The sequence below is a fragment of the Paenibacillus sp. cl141a genome (genome assembly GCF_900109305.1).
GTDB lineage: Bacteria > Bacillota > Bacilli > Paenibacillales > Paenibacillaceae > Paenibacillus_AQ > Paenibacillus_AQ lautus_A.
On the sequence record NZ_FNZO01000015.1, the window covers coordinates 97,485 to 115,425 of the forward strand.

Below are 17,941 nucleotides of genomic sequence, written 5' to 3' on the forward strand. Positions count from 1 at the left end.
AAATCATTTGCTATGTCCTCTGGCGCCGCTCGTTAACAGAACAAAGGGTGTTCTTTAGTTCAGAAAACGGCAGCTGAACTGCACCCCAATTGTTGTTTAGGAAAATGACCTGAGGAAAATCTGTATCCTTGTTCGGAATATCCATTACTCTTATTTATATAATATATTACTAATATTAATTTTATTTATATAATCGTCTCCCCTATCATTGAGCTGTAATCAAAAATCAGTTGTAAGGGGAACGGGACGATGGTTTGGTTTACTGTGATCGGTGTTTTTATTGGCGTACTTTCCAGTCTTTTCGGTCTTGGCGGAGGTTTCGTCGTCGTTCCTATCCTGTATGTTTTTCTGCCCTCTGTCGTACCTGCAGAATATGTAATGCATACCGCAGTGGGAACATCGCTTGCAGTCATGGTTATAAATTCAGCCAACTCCACTTATAATCATGCGAAGAAAGGAAATATCAATTTTGACCATCGGATTCATCTATTTACCTGCATTGATCGGATTTTCGATTGGAGGACGAATAGGCGTACCATTGGGGAGAAGATGTGCTCAGAAAATTCCGGATATTCTGTTTTATAGAGTATATCAATTTGTACTCATCATAGTGGTCGTTACGATGATCATTGAATAATATATAAAACCCAACTCGCCAAGAATGTTGAGATCGTCTCTCATGATCGAGAAAATAGCTTATCAAACAGGCTGCACTCCCGCCAAATTGAGTCTTGCCTGGCTCCTGGCGCAAGGTGCTCAGAGTTTCCATTGTAAGCTACATGGGTAATTGATAAACCATATCAATTACCCTACAATATCTTTAGCCTTGTCTTTCCTTTATCCTTTAAGTTCTCTTTTTTCTTCCTTGCTTCTCTACCCCAAATTAATCTCCCGGATCTTTTCCAGCGCCACTTTCGGTTTTCGGTCTTCTGTGAGCAGACCGTTAACCTCATGCTGCACGTCCGTAATCTGCGTATAACAGTAACCGGAGATAAACGGAATTGCTTTAATCGCTCCGGTTATGCTGCCGAATCGCTCCAGGAAAGCTTCCTCATTATCCACCTGATTGCCGTAACCCCAGCCATGCTCGCTCTTGAAAGCAATCCCGCCAAACTCGCTGATGATAATCGGTTGGTCTTTATAACTGTAGCCTTGGGCGAACGCAAATTTCCACTCGTTGTACGTACCGCTGCTACCCGTAATCGAGTCTTTATCCTTGTAGGTTTCGTACAAATCTTCCCCCCGCTCCACATAATCATGAAGAGTCAAAATATCAGAAACGGTGTGCTCCCATCCATCATTAGTGATGACTGGGCGGTAAGGATCAATAGATTTGGTCAAATAATAAATACCTTCCGTAAATTTTTGCTGCCGGTCGTCATGGATAATATTCTGAATGCCCCAGGATTCGTTAAATGGCACCCAGGTAATAATGCAGGGATGATTATACTGCTGCTGCACAACCTCAATCCATTCCTTGGTAAAACGTTCCACGGCCTCATCGTTATATTCAAAAGCAGCCGCCATTTCGGACCAGACCAACAAACCTTTGACATCACACCAGTATAGGAAACGAGCGTCCTCAATTTTCATATGCTTGCGCAAACCGTTGTAGCCCATTTCGGCGATTGCCTCGATATCTTCGATCAGCGCTTCTTCGGACGGAGGCGTCAGATGACTTTCGTTCCAGTATCCCTGATCCAGAATCAATCGTTGGTAAAGGGGAATGTTGTTCAGAAGAATTTGTCCGTCTCGGATCGAGATTTTGCGCATGCCGAAATATGAGCCCACCCGGTCGGTCTCCCGTTCTCCTTCATACAGCACAAACTCCACATCAAACAGATTGGGATTGCCCGGAGACCACATGTTCTGCAGCCATGGCCCGTTGATGCCGCTCATCATGCTTGTTTCCGCCGTCAGCCAGGCTCTGTCCACCGAAAGGCTCAGCTTTCTTACCGTTTCACCCTTAAATGTAATTTCTGTCTCCAGCCGGAGATTTTTATTGTTTTTCGTCCCGTTAAACCGGAAGTCGAACCGAATCATTTGGCGGTCAATGTCCGGTGTCATTTTTACTGTATCCAAGCGGGTGTCATGGACATGTTCGAGCCAGACGCTTTTCCAAATGCCTGTCGTCTGCACATAAAAAGAATCATGATTCCGTCCGGCCCAGCGCTGCTTGCCCCGAGGCTGCAGACAGCTATCGCTGTCTTCCACTTTCAGCACAATTTCAATTTCGGCGTCTTGCTTGAGGAGGTCAGTAATATCAAAAGAAAACCGAGCGTACGCCCCTTCATGCTCCCCCGCAAAACCTCCGTTCACCCAACAGGTGGCTTTATAATCCACGCCTTCGAAATGCAGGATCGTTTGTTTCCCTTCCGCCTCTGGCGAAAGTGTCAGTTTTCTGCGATACCAAATCTGCGCATGGAATGTCTCCTCTCCAATCCCGCTCGCCTGGGTTTCATAGGTAAAGGGAACGTTTATTTTTTGTGCTGCCGGAAAATGGTCCATAAAGCGTTCTGCAACGCCAGCTTTCTCATCATCGAAACAGAAATCCCACGCTCCGTTCAGATCCAGCCACTGGCTCCGTACAAATTGGGGTCTCGGATAGTTTTTTATATAAAATTTCGTAGCTGCTGTGGGCATCTTAGCACCTATCCTCTCTCTAATGACTGAAGTATAATCTGTATTTCCTATCACAGATTACTATCTTGTATAGAGAAAGAAAATGATTTATCCTATCCAATGACTGATCTAATATCCTTTATAGGAGTGGAAATCATTGATACATCTAAACCGATGCGGATATAACGTGATCCATCCGGAAGGTTTTACTGTTGACCGCCCGGACGGCTCCGGAGATTATGTCTTTTTATTCTTCCGGAGCAAAATGGAGCTTAAGATTCATTCGCAGGCTGTATTGGTTGAACCTAATACCTTTATTATTTTTAACAAAAACAGCCCGTATTTCTACCAGCATGCTGAACAACCTCTGGTCCATGACTGGTTTCACTTTGATATGGAGGACGCAGATGCTTTTTTTGATCGGCTGAATCTCCCTCTAGATACCTTAATCAAAGCATACGACCCCTTCTATATTTCCAGAAAGGTGAATGACATTCATTGGGAGAATCTGCAGAACGGAACCTTCCGAAATGAGATCATCGATTATACCATTTGCTGCCTGTTCATGAAGCTTAGCGATATTCGAAATCATTTGGAGCCACACCATCAGATTAGTAAATACTACGATCAGTTCCTGAACCTGAGAAATGAAGTTTTCAGTTCTCCTTCGACTTGGTATACTGTCGAGTTTTTGGCGGACAAGATGAATATGAGTCGGTCTTATTTCCAGCATATATACAAACAAATCTTTGGCATATCGGTAATCAACGATATCATCCTTAACAGACTAGGATACGCCTCCTATTTACTGAAGAACACATCGTATGTGATCAGCCATATTTCTGGAATATGCGGTTATGAGAACGATGTACATTTTATGCGGCAATTCAAAAAATACGTAGGACTAACTCCGAGTGAATATAGAGGAAGGGCTGATGGTAGGCAATAATTCTTTTTTCACTTCTCATTACTGTCAGAAAAGTAATCCACCCTCGCGTAGTGTACGGTGTTTTCGAGGCAAATAATCAACGCGTTTTGTGACTCGATGCAGGCAGAAACGGACTAGCGTATTGTCGAACACTAGTCCGTTTCTGTTTGCAAAATAATGAGTCCCTCCGTTCAATCATTGAACTCAGGGACTCTTCCTCTTATGCAATTTTCACCTCTAGTCCTGTTCTTTTTTCACCTGTACGACCGGCAGCATCATGCCGTCATCCATGCCCATCAACGTCACGCTGGATGATTCGGGTATCTCATCGTGCTGCGTAATATCTACCGGGGTATCAAATATCGGTTCCGCATAGGCAAGATGCGTCCGGCCGCGGGCCAAAATCTGGCGGTAATTCCCGCTTTCGCCTTCATAACCGTCATGGTCCCACGGAACGAACGACCGAGCGTTACAATAATGGCACACATAGGAGCGGCGATAACGGTCCTTCGTTCGGTTCCGATATGAACGATGGAATAAATGGGAATCAAAGAACAGCACATCTCCAGGCTTCATTCGCACTGGAATGGGGGCCGGATAATTGGACACCACTTTGGATAACGTGTTGACCTCATCGTCGAGGTGACTGACATTCTCCACGGAATGGAGATCGGTGAATGCTTCTTTAGCATGAACACTGCCTCCATTATCCCCTGGCGGTGGGTAGATCGGTTCGTGATTGGAACCGGGAACGACCCACAAACACCCATTCTCTTCATCGGCATCCTCCAGGGCAATCCAGGCTCCGATTAATGTGTCGGGATGGGTCTTGATGTAATAAGCATCCTGATGCCAACCTTGCCCCCCTTTTCCAGGCGGGTTAAAGAACATCATCGATTGCAGAGCATAGACATCGGGCCCGATAAGCGCCTCAAGCACATCCAAAATCCGGGGATGAAGCATCAGCTGCTCTCCTTCCGGATGGACCCGGGAGATCATATGAACCCTTGTTTTCTCCGCAAACTCCGATTTGAGAGGGTCATTATCTTCTCTAGATGCCTTTTCACGTTTCCCCTCATTTTCAATCCGCAGTCTCTCTGCCCACGCAGCGTATTGTTCTATTTCTTTCGGATCCAACAGTCCTTCAACAATAAGAAAACCATCTCTGTGATAGTGCTTGTATTGCTCTACCGTTACGTAAAAACGGCCTTCTCTTAGTTTGGCCTTAGGTACATAAGTCTGCCCCATGCTGATCCCTCCACATGAATTGATTACTTTAAGTGTGAAGGATTCCGAAAGCGTTCTCAATGGAGAGGACATGGAAAACGGTGGACTGATTTGATATCCGTTATCATGTCCGCTCCTGATTCAGAGCGATAAAATGCCGGTTCAAAGGATAAGCGGACTCCTCCTCTTCAGTCATGGCCAAATGACGAAATAACGGATCCGCAAAACGATCGCGGAACTCCACGGCGGTAACACCACGTGTCCGTTTGAACATTCGGGAGAAATAGTGCTCATCGGCAAACCCGACATCGTAAGCGATTTGTTTGATCGTTCGCTCTGCTTGGATTAATAGCTGTTCTGCTCTCCGTAGGCGGCGTTCCAGCAAAGCCTTCTGGGGAGGGATTCCGATCCAGCGGACAAACATTCGGGTAAAGTGCTCATGAGTCCAGCCGGAACTGCCGGCAATCTCTTCAATGGTGATCTGGTGATGAAGATGTTGTTCCATATAATCCAATGCCTTGATAATCGGGGCAGGCAGTTTCGTGGATGAGCGCGAATCGTCCTCATCGATCGCTTGCCATTCCTCCAGAACGCTCAGTAGCAAAATGGCTCCTCTTCTCTGCCAGCCGCGGGGTTTTACATGCACGATTTTGAGCATTTGTTTCAACAATGAGGGAACAAGACTTCCCCCGGCAATCACCGACCAGTCCTGGCATTCCCCTCGGCTATCGTACTGTCCGCAGAAGGTTTCCCGGAACGCTGCATACTCGAAGTGGACATATAGATGCCTGGTGGGAACGAGCGGATCAAATCGGTACCTATGCGGCTCTCCAGGACAGGTAAATACAATGCCGGGCCGATCCAGCAGAAATTCGCCCCGCCCGTTTTCATAAACGGTTCGGGAGCCCGTCGGAAAGAATACCAATTCGAAATCATCAATCGTTCGCTCCCCCAGAACGGATCCCTTGTTAACGGTGATATCCCCCATGACATGAAGTGCGGGCAGCGTTAGCGACAACGTATAACCTCCCATTCCTTCCGTTTGTTCTAAATAATATGACGCAGGGCACAAGGTATAAGTTCCGTTTCTCCTCTATCTAATATTAGATTTTCAGGTAAGCTAAAAATGAAGGCAGCAATGGTCTGCTCCCTAACATCGTTCATGACGGGCTTCCCGAATTCTGACGGATCAAACATGGCGTATTCCTTGTGGAAAATCGGAGTTCTCGATGAAGTCTTGCGGTTATCGCGTTTGGTCCACGATGTACTGGATTTGTCCAGGCTGGATCCCACTTTTACTTTGTTTTATCCGTAATCTTTTTTATGGCCTTGCTATGGTCAACAGATTCTTGATAGATATCAGCGTAAGTTTTTGAATCTTTGATCAGATCGTCGCAGAAAGCCGCTACGTCACGGCCCGTTACTTCGAGCACACCTTTTCCCACGGCCGCTCCCTCTTCAAAAAGATCGATAATCCCTGAGAGCAAACCCGTCCCGTCGGTTAGTTCGACAGGGCCGACCTTAAAGAGATATTTTTGAATCTCTTTATAAACGATCTGATAATCTTGCGGGAGTGCTTTGGCGCGAGCCACGTGCGCTCTCCACTCTTTTTTGCCTTCGATGATATCTTGTATTCTCATTTTATCCTCCTATTTACCTAATTTTTTAGCGATGTTATTGTTGAGCTGCTCGCGCCACTTGTCCCGATAAGACTTTGCTCCTTCTTCGCCAGCCAGCGCTGAACAGAAACCATTGATATCGTCACCCAAAACCTCTTGCACATTATGTCCTTCCGCCGCCGATTCTTCGAGCAGGCCAAGCACGCCGTCAAGAATTGGCATGAGGTTCCGACCGGTGAAATCGGAGTGCGGCCAAAGATTTGCATTCATTTCTTTCCATGCAGCTTGATAATCAGCCGGCAGCTTTTTGGCTCGTGATTCAAAAGTTTTAAATTCTTTAGTCATGTCGCTGCCGGTGATTTTTTCCCAAAAATTCATGATTAATTCTCCTTTAACTCGTTAATTGTTGATGATTCGAATTCCCATTTTCCCCAAAACTTTTCAGCTCCTCGTGCTCCACGTTCATCGTTCCCTCCACAACACTGTGAAACTGAGGAAGTTCAGTCGCCGCGTGATTTCGTAGCCGTAGGTTTCTATACGGCCTATAAGTCCAAGGATACACCTTCAAGCATCCCTTTGAGCAATTCCGTTAGGTTTTCCAGCACAATTACCCCTGGCTATTCTGTAGCACTGGTATGAAGTGTTACTTACTACTTCTATAAAGTAACACGTAGTAGTTGGTTTGTCAATTGCATTTCCTCTGACACGGATTTTACATGTTCAGCAATCCTGGCCAACTGATCTCAGGACCAGCCGGATCGGTTTATAAGGTAAGTTACAAGTTCATCGTCGAAGACGATGCCGAAACCCGGCGTGGCCGGAATATGAATCTCTCCGTTTTCGATTCGATAGCCTGATACATCCATTCCTTCAATCGTGATGTCGTCATACTCGACAAATTCGAAGTTTCGAACCGCGGCTGACAAATGTCCCGATGCGTAAATACCATAAGCATTGCCGTAACAATGAGGCGCAGACCGCAAACCATGGGCATCCAACTTCTCGCCTAATTCCATCCAATGCGTGAAACCAGGCAAGATGATATCGTACTGCAGTACATCAACGCGACCGCGAGCGGCCCACTCAATAAGATGAGGTGAGGCAAGTCCTTCCCCATCCGCGATAAGCACATTCTGTCCACGTTGCAGGAGCCATTCCTTCAGGTCCTCGTACAAGGCTTCATCCTCATGAAACGCTTCTTCCAGCCAATACAGATTCACATCCGATAAAGCCGCCAAGACCTCTTTGGTTAAGTTCAAATTATAAGCATTATTCGCATCGATCATGATCTTGCCCGCAGGTCCTGCCACTTCCGAGATCCCGCGCACGATCGCGATATCTCGTTTCGTCCCTTCCCAGAGCGGCATATGGCGTCCGCCTCGGCCAACCTTAATCTTAAAATGACGTTGGCCCTTCGCGTAACCTTGCATCGCTTCTTCTTGCATCAGTGCCACCGCGGTCTTCTCATCCGGCAAATGCAAATCGTCGAAGTATAGAGAGGTATCGTAGCAGGGGACAATCAATGGAGCTTCCCTTTCCAAGTGGGCACCGGACACTATGTCATACACTGGTTTGCCTTGTCTCTGTCCTAACCAATCGAGCACAGGATATTCCAATTGCAATCGATACGCTTCCCGCAGTCTGCCCCGGTCATCGAATAAATCAAGCAAATGGCGGCCTATTATGTCTTCAGCCCATTCCGGTGTCATATGAATCGAGCTACCGTAACCTGTTTGCCCATCGATCGTAATTCTGGCGATATCCACCGTGCAGCTTTTGCCATGAACGCCGATTCTGCCATTGGCGCCCGCGCTTCTGGCTCGTTCACCCGTTAACATGGCGAATTCGATTTTTTCCACTTTCCAGTCAGATTGTATACCGGTAATGTTCATACGATCCTCCTTAACCGACTCGAACGGTTTCTTGTCCGGATTTGATTCGTAGGCAAAATACCATATCATAGAATTATACTGTGAGTTGAACTCTGTTATACGCACGAATAAGCCGCCACGAATCGCATCGTGGCGGCTTATCCTTTTAGCTATTTGCGGCCCAATCAGGCCGATAAACCTCACGGCTCCGACCAGAGCGACCGATGATCCGGCAAGTCCCACGGCAATGAGAAGCAGCCATAGGCGTTGTCGCTGTACATCCGCGCTGATGCCGGTTGCGATCCCTTCCCCAAGCGTGTGAATGTTCAAATGGCGAGCATTCAACCAGGCGATCCCGCCGCAGAGCACCGTCCACGGCATTAGCGTTAGCACCTGGTTCCAAGTAGCTTCATATACGCTGCCGGTTAGGCGGAATTTCATTCATTTCTAGAGGGAAGAACCTTCTGGCTGTCCGGCAGGCGAGCGATGCACCACTCCACCGGAGATCGATTGTGGATATTTCAACAGGTTGTAAATCGGACATACGCGTTCAACCGCTTTATGAAGATCGGCGATGGTTTCAGCGGATTCTTCGGAGACGATGTAAATGTTATATTCGATATTATGCGGATAGATAGGAATATCCTCGTATCCCGGTTTGCCGGCAAGCGGGTGCAATTGACCCGTGACTTCGACTTCAAGGGATTCCAGCGATACGCCCCGTTCCGCCGCCTGAATCAACGTAATATGAGTCAGGCAGCTGCCTAATACGCCAAGCTGAATTTCTGGTGATGAAGGACCGAGGCTATAGCCGGCATAATTCTCGGGACTGTCGCTGATGATTTGGAAGTCGCGTATGCGTATTTCACGAACGCCGCTGCGGCCTTTCGCCTGTACCTTGGCCGAATAAGTATTCGGCTTGGGGTCTTGCTCCGCTTGAGAACGCAGGGCCGCCGCCGCCGCTTTCTTTTGCGCTAAATATTCATTTAATGTAGTCATCGTATCTCGCTCCTTTAAAATTTTGATGATTTTAACGAAAAAAGACACAGCTAAGCAGTATCTCTGCATAAAGCTGTGTCTCCGACGATTCGGTCAACACTCGTTGCTCGGTTCTACTATTTCATTAACGGGATTGGATAATAGGCTAGGGTTCATTCCCAAATAATCGAAGAGCCCCTGTTCGATTTGTTGAATTCGTTCCACTCTTAAACTATAGGTCGATACCGTCTCCCCGACGACATGAACGTTGAGCAGCCCTGCGCAGCGCAAATTGAAAATATGGTCATGCGTTATGCCTTTGGATATGCCGAGATGACGAACCACTTCGATAAAAGTGCGCGGTTCGCTGCGCAAAAAGTGCAGGATTCGCAAACGACTCTTCTCGCTCAGGCTGCGGAGCAGCCGGTATAAATGAAGCGACGGCTCGTCCTCTTCCTCGGAATGCAGCTCGATCCTGGAGGCATAATGGCAGAGGGTCAGGCTTCCGTACGAATAAAAGATATTGCCGGGCTGAAAATGGTAATGCGGAACCAGAACCAGCTTCTCCAGCCCGTTCACCGGCTCGAAACAAAACCCGTTCGTCAAGGCTGCCGCCTTCTCGTAAGCCTCAAATCCACCCCATCCCGTCTTCTCTTCTGCTTCGGCACGCAAAGCCGTGACGATCCCAGGGTCGATATGCTTAAAATAGACTTCATTCCATTCATACAGCATCCGATGCTGCCGATTTCGTACCGCGCCGAAATCTTCGGGAAACGTCTGGACATACGGCGACAGCACGGCATAAAGTTCGCCCAACGTGAGTTGATGCAGCCAGGATAGAAAATCTTCGACGCTATTCTTGTTCGGGGACACATAGGCCAGAAGATGAAGCAGCTTCCATTCCAAATCGATTCCGGTCTGTTCCAGTTGATCGGCGAATTCTGGAGACAAGGATGCATGTACATTCTGAGTCCAGGCAGGACCAAGATCAATCCGTTTGTGCCAGCTTTTGCAAAGAAACGTATGGAGGCTGTTGATCAGTTCGTTGACGGGACTGAACGATAATTCCAATTGATAGGACAACAAGTTGCACTCCTTCTTTAACCTGTTAGGACTGACTGGCGCTGTAAATACAGCAACCTTCTCGTTCATATTGTACAACATTTGGCATCGGACGACACAGCCCCCAGGCATATCCCCCAAAGTGTTATAAAATGATCCGAGAATGGCGTGCCGCTTCAAACGAGATGACAAGCCACGTAATGATCGTTCCCCACGTTTCGGAACTCGGGCACGACCTCCTTGCACTGCGCCAAGGCATATGGGCAGCGCGTATGGAACTTGCAGCCGGCAGGAGGATGGGCCGGACTTGGAATATCCCCTTTAAGCACGATTCTCTCCCGCTTCAGCCTTGGTACCGGAACAGGGATCGCCGATAGCAATGCTTGCGTATAAGGATGCAGCGGACGGCTGAACAATTCGTCTCGCGAAGCCATTTCCATCATGGACCCGAGGTACATCACCCCGATGCGATTGCACAAATGCTCCACGACGCTTAAATCATGCGAAATGAACAAATAGGTTAATCCGCGGTGATGCTGAAGCCTTTGAAACAAATTGATGATCTGTGCCTGGATGGATACATCCAGCGCGGATACCGGCTCATCGGCGATAATAAAATCGGGATTCAGCACCAGAGCGCGGGCAATGCCGATCCGCTGCCGCTGGCCGCCCGAAAACTCGTGCGGGAACCGATTGTAGTGATAGGCAGACAAGCCGCAAGCCTCCAGCACATCCAATACTTGATTGCGAACCTCGTCTTTTTCGGCCAAACCATGCTCAAGCAGCGCTTCGCCGATGGCGTCTCCGATGCGGATTCGCGGGTTCAGCGAGCTGTAGGGGTCCTGAAAGATAAGCTGCATTTTAGGTCTAAGTTTGCGCATCTCCGCTTTGGGAAGCTCGTGAAACGGGATTCCTTTATAAAGGATGTCCCCGCTGGTTTTCTCATGAAGCCGAAGAATCGTGCGCCCGACCGTGCTTTTGCCGCTGCCGGATTCGCCGACCAGGCCGAAAGTTTCTCCGGCCCGTATGCTCAAGCTGATATCATCAACCGCTTTGACGTGACCGACGGTACGGTTAAGCAGCCCTGCGGTAATGGGAAAATATTTTTTTAAATGTCGTACTTCCAGCAATGCTTCACTCATGCCGCGCCTCCTCTTCATACAACCAACAGGCCGTCCTGTGACCGGGCTCCACTTCTCTTAATGACGGCTGCCGGGTTCGGCAGACGGCCATGCAGCTCTCACAGCGATCATGAAAATGGCAGGATTCCGTCAATTCAAGCGGATTGGGAACCTGACCGGGGATGGAGTATAACTGTTCCGAGCGCTGGCCGATGATCGGCTTCGATTTCAGCAATCCCTTCGTGTACGGGTGTTTCGGATGGTCGAAGATCTCCTCGACGTCTCCTTCCTCGACGATTTTCCCCGCGTACATGACGATGACATAATCCGCCATCTCGGCCACTACGCCAAGATCATGCGTGATCAACAGGATTGACATATTGGATTGCTCCTTGCTTTCCCTAAGCGTTTCCAGCACCTGCGCCTGAATGGTAACGTCCAGTGCGGTCGTCGGTTCGTCGGCGATTAACAGCTTGGGGCCGCACGAGATCGCAATTGCAATCATGATCCGCTGCAGCATGCCTCCCGACAATTGATGGGGATAGGAAGCCGCGATTTGTTCCCCTCGGGATATGCCGACCAGCTCGATCAATTCGAGCGCCCGGGCATAGGCTTGTTTCTTGTTCATTCGCCGATGGAGCATGAGCGGCTCCATGATTTGCTTGCCGATCGTAATGACCGGGTTCAGGGAAGACATCGGTTCCTGGAATATGATCGAGATGTCGTTGCCCCGGATTCGTCGCATCTCTTCTTTGCTAATCTTCAGAAGATCCTTGTCCCCAAATTGGATCCTGCCGTTCACCACTTTCCCGTGCGGCCCTTCGACCAGTCCCATGATCGACATGGCCGTAATACTCTTGCCGCAGCCGGATTCGCCCACGACGCATACCGTTTCGCCTTCGCGGATACGGAAGCTGATATCATCCACTGCTTTGACCGTTCCGGCTCCGGATTCGAAATGAGTGCTTAAGTGATTGATCTCCATTAATGAATTCATCATCCGTTCACCTGCTTGTATTCTGTTTAGGATCGAGAACGTCCCGCAAACCGTCGCCGAAAATATTAATGGCAATGACCGTCAAAAAAATGGCCAAGCCTGGCGGAATCCACAGCCAGGGCCGTTTCTCAAAATCGATGACATTGTTGGCCGCATCGATCATATTTCCCCAAGTGGGCGTCGGAGGCATGACCCCAAGCCCGAAGAAACTGAGCACCGATTCCGACAGTATCGCTCCACCGATGCTAAGCGTGGCGATGACAATCAGAAGCGGGAAGACATTAGGCAGCAAATGGCGAAACAGCTTCCGTTTATCGCTGAGACCAAGCACGTCTGCAGCCAGCATATATTCTCGTTCCCGCAAAGTCAGCATTTGGCTGCGGACGAGCCGAGCCACGCCAGGCCATCCGATGATGCTGAGCATGAGCATGACCAGATACAGACGATAGTCGGTCGGAACCTTCCAATCCGACATCAGCGCACCCATGATAAAGAGAATGGGAAGACCCGGAATCGTGAAGAGCAAATCGGCGGTTCGCATGATCAACTGATCGACTACACCGCGATAATACCCCGAAATGACCCCGAGAACCGTCCCGATCGTCATAGACAGCGCCATGGAAGCAAGACCGACCGTGAGCGATATTCGGCCTGCTTGCAAGAGTCGGGTCAGCACGTCGCGGCCGAGCAGGTCCGTTCCAAGCCAATGCTTGCCGCTTGGGGGCTTGTGCATCATGGCAGGATTGATTTTGCCATCCGAATACGGCGAGAACAACGGACCGATAAAGCATGCGACAAACATCAACACGATAAAGGCGAGGCCGGCTACGGCCATCTTATTTTTCCTAAGTTGCCGAGTGGATTGCTTCCACAGGGAGTCTGGAACATCCATTCTTCGGTCGGCTTTTCCGGCTTGGCTTGCCGTCGTTGGAATCGACAAAGATAGTTCCTCCTTTCTTTAAAGCCTGACCCGGGGATCGGACGTGTGGTAGAGGATATCGGATATGAGCGTCCCGACGACCGTCAAGATAGCCAAAAACATCGTAAAGCCCATAAGGAGCGGATAATCCCTCACCGTAAAGGATTGCATGTACAACTGGCCGATGCCCGGCCAATTGAAAATCTTCTCAATGATGATGGAGCCGCCGAAAAGGCCCGGCAATTCGAAACCGATCAACGTAATCGCGGGCAGCATCGCATTTTTCAATGCATGGCGGTACAGCACCGTTCTCTCTTTCAACCCTTTCGCACGGGCGGTGCGGACGTAATCCTGGCGGATCACCTCCAGCATGTTGCTGCGGAAATAACGGGTTAGCGACCCGACGCCGAGCAATATCATAACGGCGGCCGGAAGCAGCATATGGTGCAGCACCTCGACAACGTAGTCCCAGCCCTCGGCCCGGCTCCCCGTCGTAATCATTCCCCCTGGCGGAAGAATCTTTAAATCGACGGCGAATACTTTGATCAGGAATAATCCGATGAAGAACGAAGGAATCGACATCGCGGCGAAGATGCCAATCATAACCAGGGTATCGAGCAGCGAATATTGCTTATAGGCCGTAATAACGCCCACGACGACCGCGATGAACCAGGTGAAGAACGTGGAAACCACCGCCAGCACAAAGGAGTTCCATATGTAATCCTGAAACAGGTCGAGGACGGGGCGCTGCTGAGCCAGAGAATAGCCGAAATCCCCTGTGAAAATGTTGGCCATCCAATTAACGTATCGTTCGATGACAGGCTTGTTCAACCCGTGGATTTCCCTTAGTTCCGCCTTGCGCTCCTCGCTCAAACTCAAGTTGTTATCGACATAATCGCCTGGAGTTAGGGAGTACAGGAAGAAAATTAACAGGGATGCGCCAATTAATATCAAGAGCATGTACAAGCATCTTCGGAGCAAATAGGTTCTCATGTTCTCTCCTTCATTTAGTCATCTCCTTGCCTGATGGGTTCAGGCAGGAGACGTCTTCTTTGATAGAGCAGTCTATTTCTATTCTTCCCTCCAGCCGCCAGCTGGCTTATTGCAGATTCCATCCCGGCAAGCTGTATGCGATTCCCGCCAGCGGGTTCAATTCGAAACCGTCGATGCGCCCGTTGATCGCGATGACCGATTTTGTATAGTTGGTAAACATGATCGGTAATTCGTCATTCAATATTTTGAACATTTCGTGGTAAATCGCTTTGCGTTCTTCGACGTCGCCCGTGGCAAGACCCTGGGCGTAGAGCTCTTCGATGCGCGGATTGTCGTAACCCTTCGTTTCCCCTTTAATGAACCGCTCCACCCCTTGCGAAGGATCGCTGATAATTGTCGTCGAGAACGAAGCCATGTCATAATCGCCGCTGTTGACCTTGGATACGAGTGTGTTAAAGTCCGGGAATTGCTCAGGCACGAAATCAACACCGAGTTCTTGATAGTTCTCTTTGGCAACGGCAATGAAAATATCGGTATTCGGGCTCTTTGATCCCAGATAGTTGATACGAAGCTTGACCCCGTCCTTCTCCCGAATGCCGTCTGCGCCGACCGTCCAGCCCGCTTCATCCAGCAGTTGTTTTGCTTTTTCCGGATCATACGGATACGGGTTGATATCTTCCTCGGTATAGGACCACAGAATCGGAGATGATGGGATGTTGGCGATCGACGCCGCCCCTTGCCTGGAATCCACGTAAATCAGCTGACGATTCAGGCCGTAAGTCAAGGCTTGGCGAACCCGCTTGTCTTTCAATGGATCCCTCTCCAGATTGAATTGATTATAGCCGTAGTTGCTGGCCGTGGACGGAATCAGGTTCAGGAAACCAAGGGCTTTTAGTTTCTCGATGTTATCCGTCGTAGCCGAGAAGCTGCCATAGTCGACTTCTCCGGTTTCGATAAACTGCCAAGTGTCGCCTTCCGTCGTCTTGTAGATGAAGTATTCGGTCTTCGGTTTGCCTAACACATAGTGTTCATTGGCAACAAAACGCACTTCTTGGCCCGGAATGAACTTCTCCAGCTTGTAAGGGCCGTTCGTGATCGGATTGGCGTGCAGGTTCTTAATATAGTCCAGGTTACCGAACTGATAATCCTTGCCGTAGTACGCTTTGGACAATATCGGTCCGCCAAGCACCGTCAACGCCGTTGCGTTGGTCTCTTCCAGCGTCACTGAAATCGTTCGCTCGTCGATAATTTGAATGCCTTCAATGGAATCCGCTTTTCCGTCCTTGTAGGCTTGACCTCCCTTGATCTTCGTCTCCACCACGCTGTTGAGGCCGTCATACGACGGATCATGAAGCAAGGTCCATGTAAATTCCACGTCCTCGGTTGTCATCGGGGAACCATCGCTGTATTTCAGCCCTTCCCGAAGATAATACGTATACGTCAGCTTATCCTCGGAAATTTCCCATTTCTCCGCAAGACCTGGAACCGGTAAACCATCGGTATCGACGCGGACAAGCGGGGTGTACAGAACAGAGTTTACATTGCCGTCATAGCCCACTTGGGTGAAATAGGGTGTGAATGCTCCGCTCGGATTTACCAATGTGACGATAATGGCATCATTGCGCTGCTTCGCTCTGTCCGGAAGCTTGTTTAAATCGGTTGCAGCAAAGGGTTCTTCAAGCAAATGGCCATCCGCACCTTGCTCAGCCGGCTCACTGGATGCGTTTGCTTCTGGAGTTGTCGGCGGCGATGCAGCCGTCTCCTTGTTAGCAGATTCGGAGGAGCAGGCAGACAATATCAAGAATAGCGACAATAACCCTAACCATAACAAACCGGAATATCGTTGTTTTCTCATAGAAACCACCTTTGTCATTTTTTAGAGTTCAACTCTTAAGTAATATTATTAATCAAATAGGTTAAGTAGGATTTATTGCCAAACTGATGCATCAGTAAGCTCATTTTAGCCAGCGTTATGAATTCTGTAAATAGCTAACTTCCGCGTGTTTCTGTCTAGACAGAAACATTCGGGCGACTTTTGAACATTACAACGTTGGCCGTAGCTTCGCCGCCATTTGTTCAAATGTTGGATACCAAATCATCTTCGATTCTCCAAGGTTTCCGATGGCTTCCTTCTATCGACTCTTGTTCTTCCGTCTCCGTTATTTGTCTTGATGTTGAGTTGTCCATATCGACCGAATTTAGTAATTCCTTTCCGGTTTGCACATAAATTTTTTTTGAAAAAAGTTTTTTTCCTCCCCCTCTTTACCGAATTTTTCGGTTCCCCCGTTTATCCAGTTCTATCAAGTTACTTATTTGTTTGACCAGAGAGGATTTGAAGTCCATACTTGTAGATATGAAATTTATGGAAGCATAGGGCATTGGTTAACAATTGCTTTTTTGGGGCAGCTTTATTATTTTTTTATATAGTAATTGACATGGTTCAAAGTATGCTTTTATACTGTTACATGATACTTAATATCTTACCTAAAACCTATTTGGGATGATGTGGACTTTTCTGGAGAGTTATCTCTCCATTTTCGCCACGCAAAGGCCGTACGGTCGTTTGTGTGGCTTTTTTGCGTGTAATGAAGGAGGATAATGATTTGATGAAATTATGGCATTATGCATTGATCGTTTTTTTAGGAGGCTGCAGTTATGGGGTTTTGTCCACCTTTGTTAAATTGGCATATGCAGCAGGTTTCACCGTGTCCGCAGTAACCGGAGGACAGTATCTGTTCGGCGTTGTACTCGGTTGGCTTGCCGTGTTATTTACCAAGAAGAAAAAACTGACTCGAATCCAAGCTTCAAAGCTTATCCTTTCTGGAATCCCCTTCGGGTTAACGGGCATATTTTATTATCAAGCCCTACAAACTTTAAGCGCCTCTCTAGCAATCGTTATTTTGTTCCAATTTGTTTGGATCGGAGCCTTGTTGGAGTGGGTAATCCACAAGAAAAAGCCAACCATGACGAAACTTATTTCCATCGCCTTGCTTCTGGCTGGTTCCGTTTTGGCAGCTAATATCCTATTCCAAGAACCCATAGTGTTATCATGGCATGGAATTCTGTGGGGAATGCTTGCGGCATCATCCTTTTCCGCATTCGTATTTTTGAGCGGTTCGGTTGAAAAGGGAACCCCTCCCATTTTAAAAAGCGCCCTTCTTTCCACGGGAGGCGTATTGACCGTATTTATCGTATTTCCGCCAACATTTTTATTTGACTTGGATATACTCGTGGGAATCATTCCGTATGGATTGGCGCTGGGCATATTCGGCGGTGTCCTCCCCCCTCTTCTATATTCGATTGGAATGCCGCATGTCGGTTCGGGATTGGGAACCATTCTTACGTCATCCGAATTGCCCGTTGTCATTGCCATGTCCTCTTTAGTCCTAGGCGAAACCATAAGCTGGTCTCAGTGGATGGGTGTGATCATCATTCTGGGCGGAATTTTTTACAGTAATATTCGATTTCATACTCGGAACAGAGAAGCTTTGACAACCACTGTGTAAGCTAAAAGCATGTGACAAAAAAACCGCTAAACCCAATAGGATATGGCTCGATATCAAGTAGATGGAGTAAGAACAAAAAGATGAATCCTTCGGTTCCA

At 48.3% G+C, this 17,941-nt stretch carries 16 protein-coding genes and 1 pseudogene; 3 read left to right on the forward strand and 14 right to left on the reverse strand.

The window, feature by feature from the left end; all coding sequences use genetic code 11:
• Positions 1 to 249 precede the first annotated feature (249 nt).
• Complete coding sequence (locus BMX45_RS28200; RefSeq protein ID WP_090913792.1) at positions 250 to 585, forward strand: sulfite exporter TauE/SafE family protein; 336 nt, start codon at positions 250 to 252, stop codon at positions 583 to 585.
• A 288-nt stretch (positions 586 to 873) separates the two neighbouring features.
• Here the strand turns inward: BMX45_RS28200 and BMX45_RS28205 are convergent, their stop codons facing one another.
• Positions 874 to 2,643, reverse strand: a complete 1,770-nt coding sequence (locus BMX45_RS28205) for a glycoside hydrolase family 2 protein (protein WP_090913794.1) — start codon at positions 2,641 to 2,643, stop codon at positions 874 to 876.
• A 166-nt stretch (positions 2,644 to 2,809) separates the two neighbouring features.
• On the opposite strand from BMX45_RS28205, the gene BMX45_RS28210 reads away from it, so the two are divergent.
• Positions 2,810 to 3,571, forward strand: coding sequence for a helix-turn-helix domain-containing protein (locus BMX45_RS28210; protein WP_090913882.1), 762 nt, complete (start codon positions 2,810 to 2,812; stop codon positions 3,569 to 3,571).
• A gap of 216 nt (positions 3,572 to 3,787) precedes the next feature.
• Here BMX45_RS28210 and BMX45_RS28215 read toward each other — a convergent pair whose 3' ends face one another.
• From BMX45_RS28215 to BMX45_RS28280, 13 genes and pseudogenes are all read right to left on the reverse strand, one after another.
• Positions 3,788 to 4,798 (reverse strand): phytanoyl-CoA dioxygenase family protein, encoded by a 1,011-nt coding sequence (locus BMX45_RS28215; RefSeq protein WP_090913796.1) that lies wholly within the window; start codon positions 4,796 to 4,798, stop codon positions 3,788 to 3,790.
• Positions 4,799 to 4,901: 103 nt separating this feature from the next.
• Positions 4,902 to 5,795: a helix-turn-helix domain-containing protein gene (locus BMX45_RS28220; RefSeq protein WP_090913798.1), complete on the reverse strand. Its 894-nt coding sequence runs from the start codon at positions 5,793 to 5,795 to the stop codon at positions 4,902 to 4,904.
• 277 nt (positions 5,796 to 6,072) lie between these two features.
• Positions 6,073 to 6,417: a DUF1048 domain-containing protein gene (locus tag BMX45_RS28225; RefSeq protein WP_090913800.1), complete on the reverse strand. Its 345-nt coding sequence runs from the start codon at positions 6,415 to 6,417 to the stop codon at positions 6,073 to 6,075.
• Between the two features lie 9 nt (positions 6,418 to 6,426).
• The gene (locus tag BMX45_RS28230; RefSeq protein ID WP_090913802.1) at positions 6,427 to 6,774 is read right to left on the reverse strand and encodes a DUF1048 domain-containing protein; all 348 of its coding nucleotides are present in this window, start codon (positions 6,772 to 6,774) and stop codon (positions 6,427 to 6,429) included.
• 2 nt (positions 6,775 to 6,776) lie between these two features.
• A pseudogene (locus BMX45_RS32030) lies at positions 6,777 to 6,998 on the reverse strand (hypothetical protein).
• Positions 6,999 to 7,139: 141 nt separating this feature from the next.
• A complete protein-coding gene (locus BMX45_RS28240; protein ID WP_254778325.1) occupies positions 7,140 to 8,708 on the reverse strand; it encodes an iron chelate uptake ABC transporter family permease subunit in 1,569 nt (522 codons plus the stop codon).
• Positions 8,709 to 8,714: 6 nt separating this feature from the next.
• Positions 8,715 to 9,266 carry an OsmC family protein gene (locus BMX45_RS28250; RefSeq protein ID WP_090913803.1) on the reverse strand — a complete coding sequence of 184 codons (552 nt, stop codon included), beginning with the start codon at positions 9,264 to 9,266 and terminating at the stop codon, positions 8,715 to 8,717.
• Positions 9,267 to 9,359: 93 nt separating this feature from the next.
• Positions 9,360 to 10,328 (reverse strand): ArsR/SmtB family transcription factor, encoded by a 969-nt coding sequence (locus BMX45_RS28255; RefSeq protein WP_090913805.1) that lies wholly within the window; start codon positions 10,326 to 10,328, stop codon positions 9,360 to 9,362.
• 155 nt (positions 10,329 to 10,483) lie between these two features.
• Positions 10,484 to 11,449, reverse strand: coding sequence for an ABC transporter ATP-binding protein (locus tag BMX45_RS28260; protein WP_090913807.1), 966 nt, complete (start codon positions 11,447 to 11,449; stop codon positions 10,484 to 10,486).
• Positions 11,442 to 12,425, reverse strand: coding sequence for an ABC transporter ATP-binding protein (locus BMX45_RS28265; RefSeq protein ID WP_090913809.1), 984 nt, complete (start codon positions 12,423 to 12,425; stop codon positions 11,442 to 11,444). Before BMX45_RS28265 ends, BMX45_RS28260 begins: the two co-directional genes overlap by 8 nt.
• Positions 12,426 to 12,432: 7 nt before the next feature.
• Positions 12,433 to 13,317, reverse strand: coding sequence for an oligopeptide ABC transporter permease (gene opp4C, locus BMX45_RS28270; RefSeq protein ID WP_254778333.1), 885 nt, complete (start codon positions 13,315 to 13,317; stop codon positions 12,433 to 12,435).
• A gap of 66 nt (positions 13,318 to 13,383) precedes the next feature.
• Positions 13,384 to 14,337 carry an ABC transporter permease gene (locus tag BMX45_RS28275; protein ID WP_015735600.1) on the reverse strand — a complete coding sequence of 318 codons (954 nt, stop codon included), beginning with the start codon at positions 14,335 to 14,337 and terminating at the stop codon, positions 13,384 to 13,386.
• A gap of 106 nt (positions 14,338 to 14,443) precedes the next feature.
• Positions 14,444 to 16,192, reverse strand: coding sequence for an ABC transporter substrate-binding protein (locus tag BMX45_RS28280; protein WP_090913813.1), 1,749 nt, complete (start codon positions 16,190 to 16,192; stop codon positions 14,444 to 14,446).
• Between the two features lie 751 nt (positions 16,193 to 16,943).
• Here BMX45_RS28280 and BMX45_RS28285 point away from each other — a divergent pair.
• Entirely contained in the window at positions 16,944 to 17,843 is a 900-nt protein-coding gene (locus BMX45_RS28285; RefSeq protein ID WP_090913815.1) for an EamA family transporter, read from the forward strand.
• Positions 17,844 to 17,941: the final 98 nt, after the last annotated feature.

Bases quoted from the DNA above. Each gene is read 5' to 3' on its own strand.
- BMX45_RS28205 (WP_090913794.1), bottom strand. From the start codon at position 2,643: ATGCCCACAGCAGCTACGAAATTTTATATAAAAAACTATCCGAGACCC.
- BMX45_RS28200 (WP_090913792.1), top strand. From the start codon at position 250: ATGGTTTGGTTTACTGTGATCGGTGTTTTTATTGGCGTACTTTCCAGT.
- BMX45_RS28275 (WP_015735600.1), bottom strand. From the start codon at position 14,337: ATGAGAACCTATTTGCTCCGAAGATGCTTGTACATGCTCTTGATATTA.
- BMX45_RS28285 (WP_090913815.1), top strand. From the start codon at position 16,944: ATGAAATTATGGCATTATGCATTGATCGTTTTTTTAGGAGGCTGCAGT.
- BMX45_RS28215 (WP_090913796.1), bottom strand. From the start codon at position 4,798: ATGGGGCAGACTTATGTACCTAAGGCCAAACTAAGAGAAGGCCGTTTT.
- BMX45_RS28265 (WP_090913809.1), bottom strand. From the start codon at position 12,425: ATGAATTCATTAATGGAGATCAATCACTTAAGCACTCATTTCGAATCC.
- BMX45_RS28225 (WP_090913800.1), bottom strand. From the start codon at position 6,417: ATGAGAATACAAGATATCATCGAAGGCAAAAAAGAGTGGAGAGCGCAC.
- opp4C (WP_254778333.1), bottom strand. From the start codon at position 13,317: ATGGATGTTCCAGACTCCCTGTGGAAGCAATCCACTCGGCAACTTAGG.
- BMX45_RS28240 (WP_254778325.1), bottom strand. From the start codon at position 8,708: ATGAAATTCCGCCTAACCGGCAGCGTATATGAAGCTACTTGGAACCAG.
- BMX45_RS28280 (WP_090913813.1), bottom strand. From the start codon at position 16,192: ATGAGAAAACAACGATATTCCGGTTTGTTATGGTTAGGGTTATTGTCG.
- BMX45_RS28260 (WP_090913807.1), bottom strand. From the start codon at position 11,449: ATGAGTGAAGCATTGCTGGAAGTACGACATTTAAAAAAATATTTTCCC.
- BMX45_RS28250 (WP_090913803.1), bottom strand. From the start codon at position 9,266: ATGACTACATTAAATGAATATTTAGCGCAAAAGAAAGCGGCGGCGGCG.
- BMX45_RS28230 (WP_090913802.1), bottom strand. From the start codon at position 6,774: ATGAATTTTTGGGAAAAAATCACCGGCAGCGACATGACTAAAGAATTT.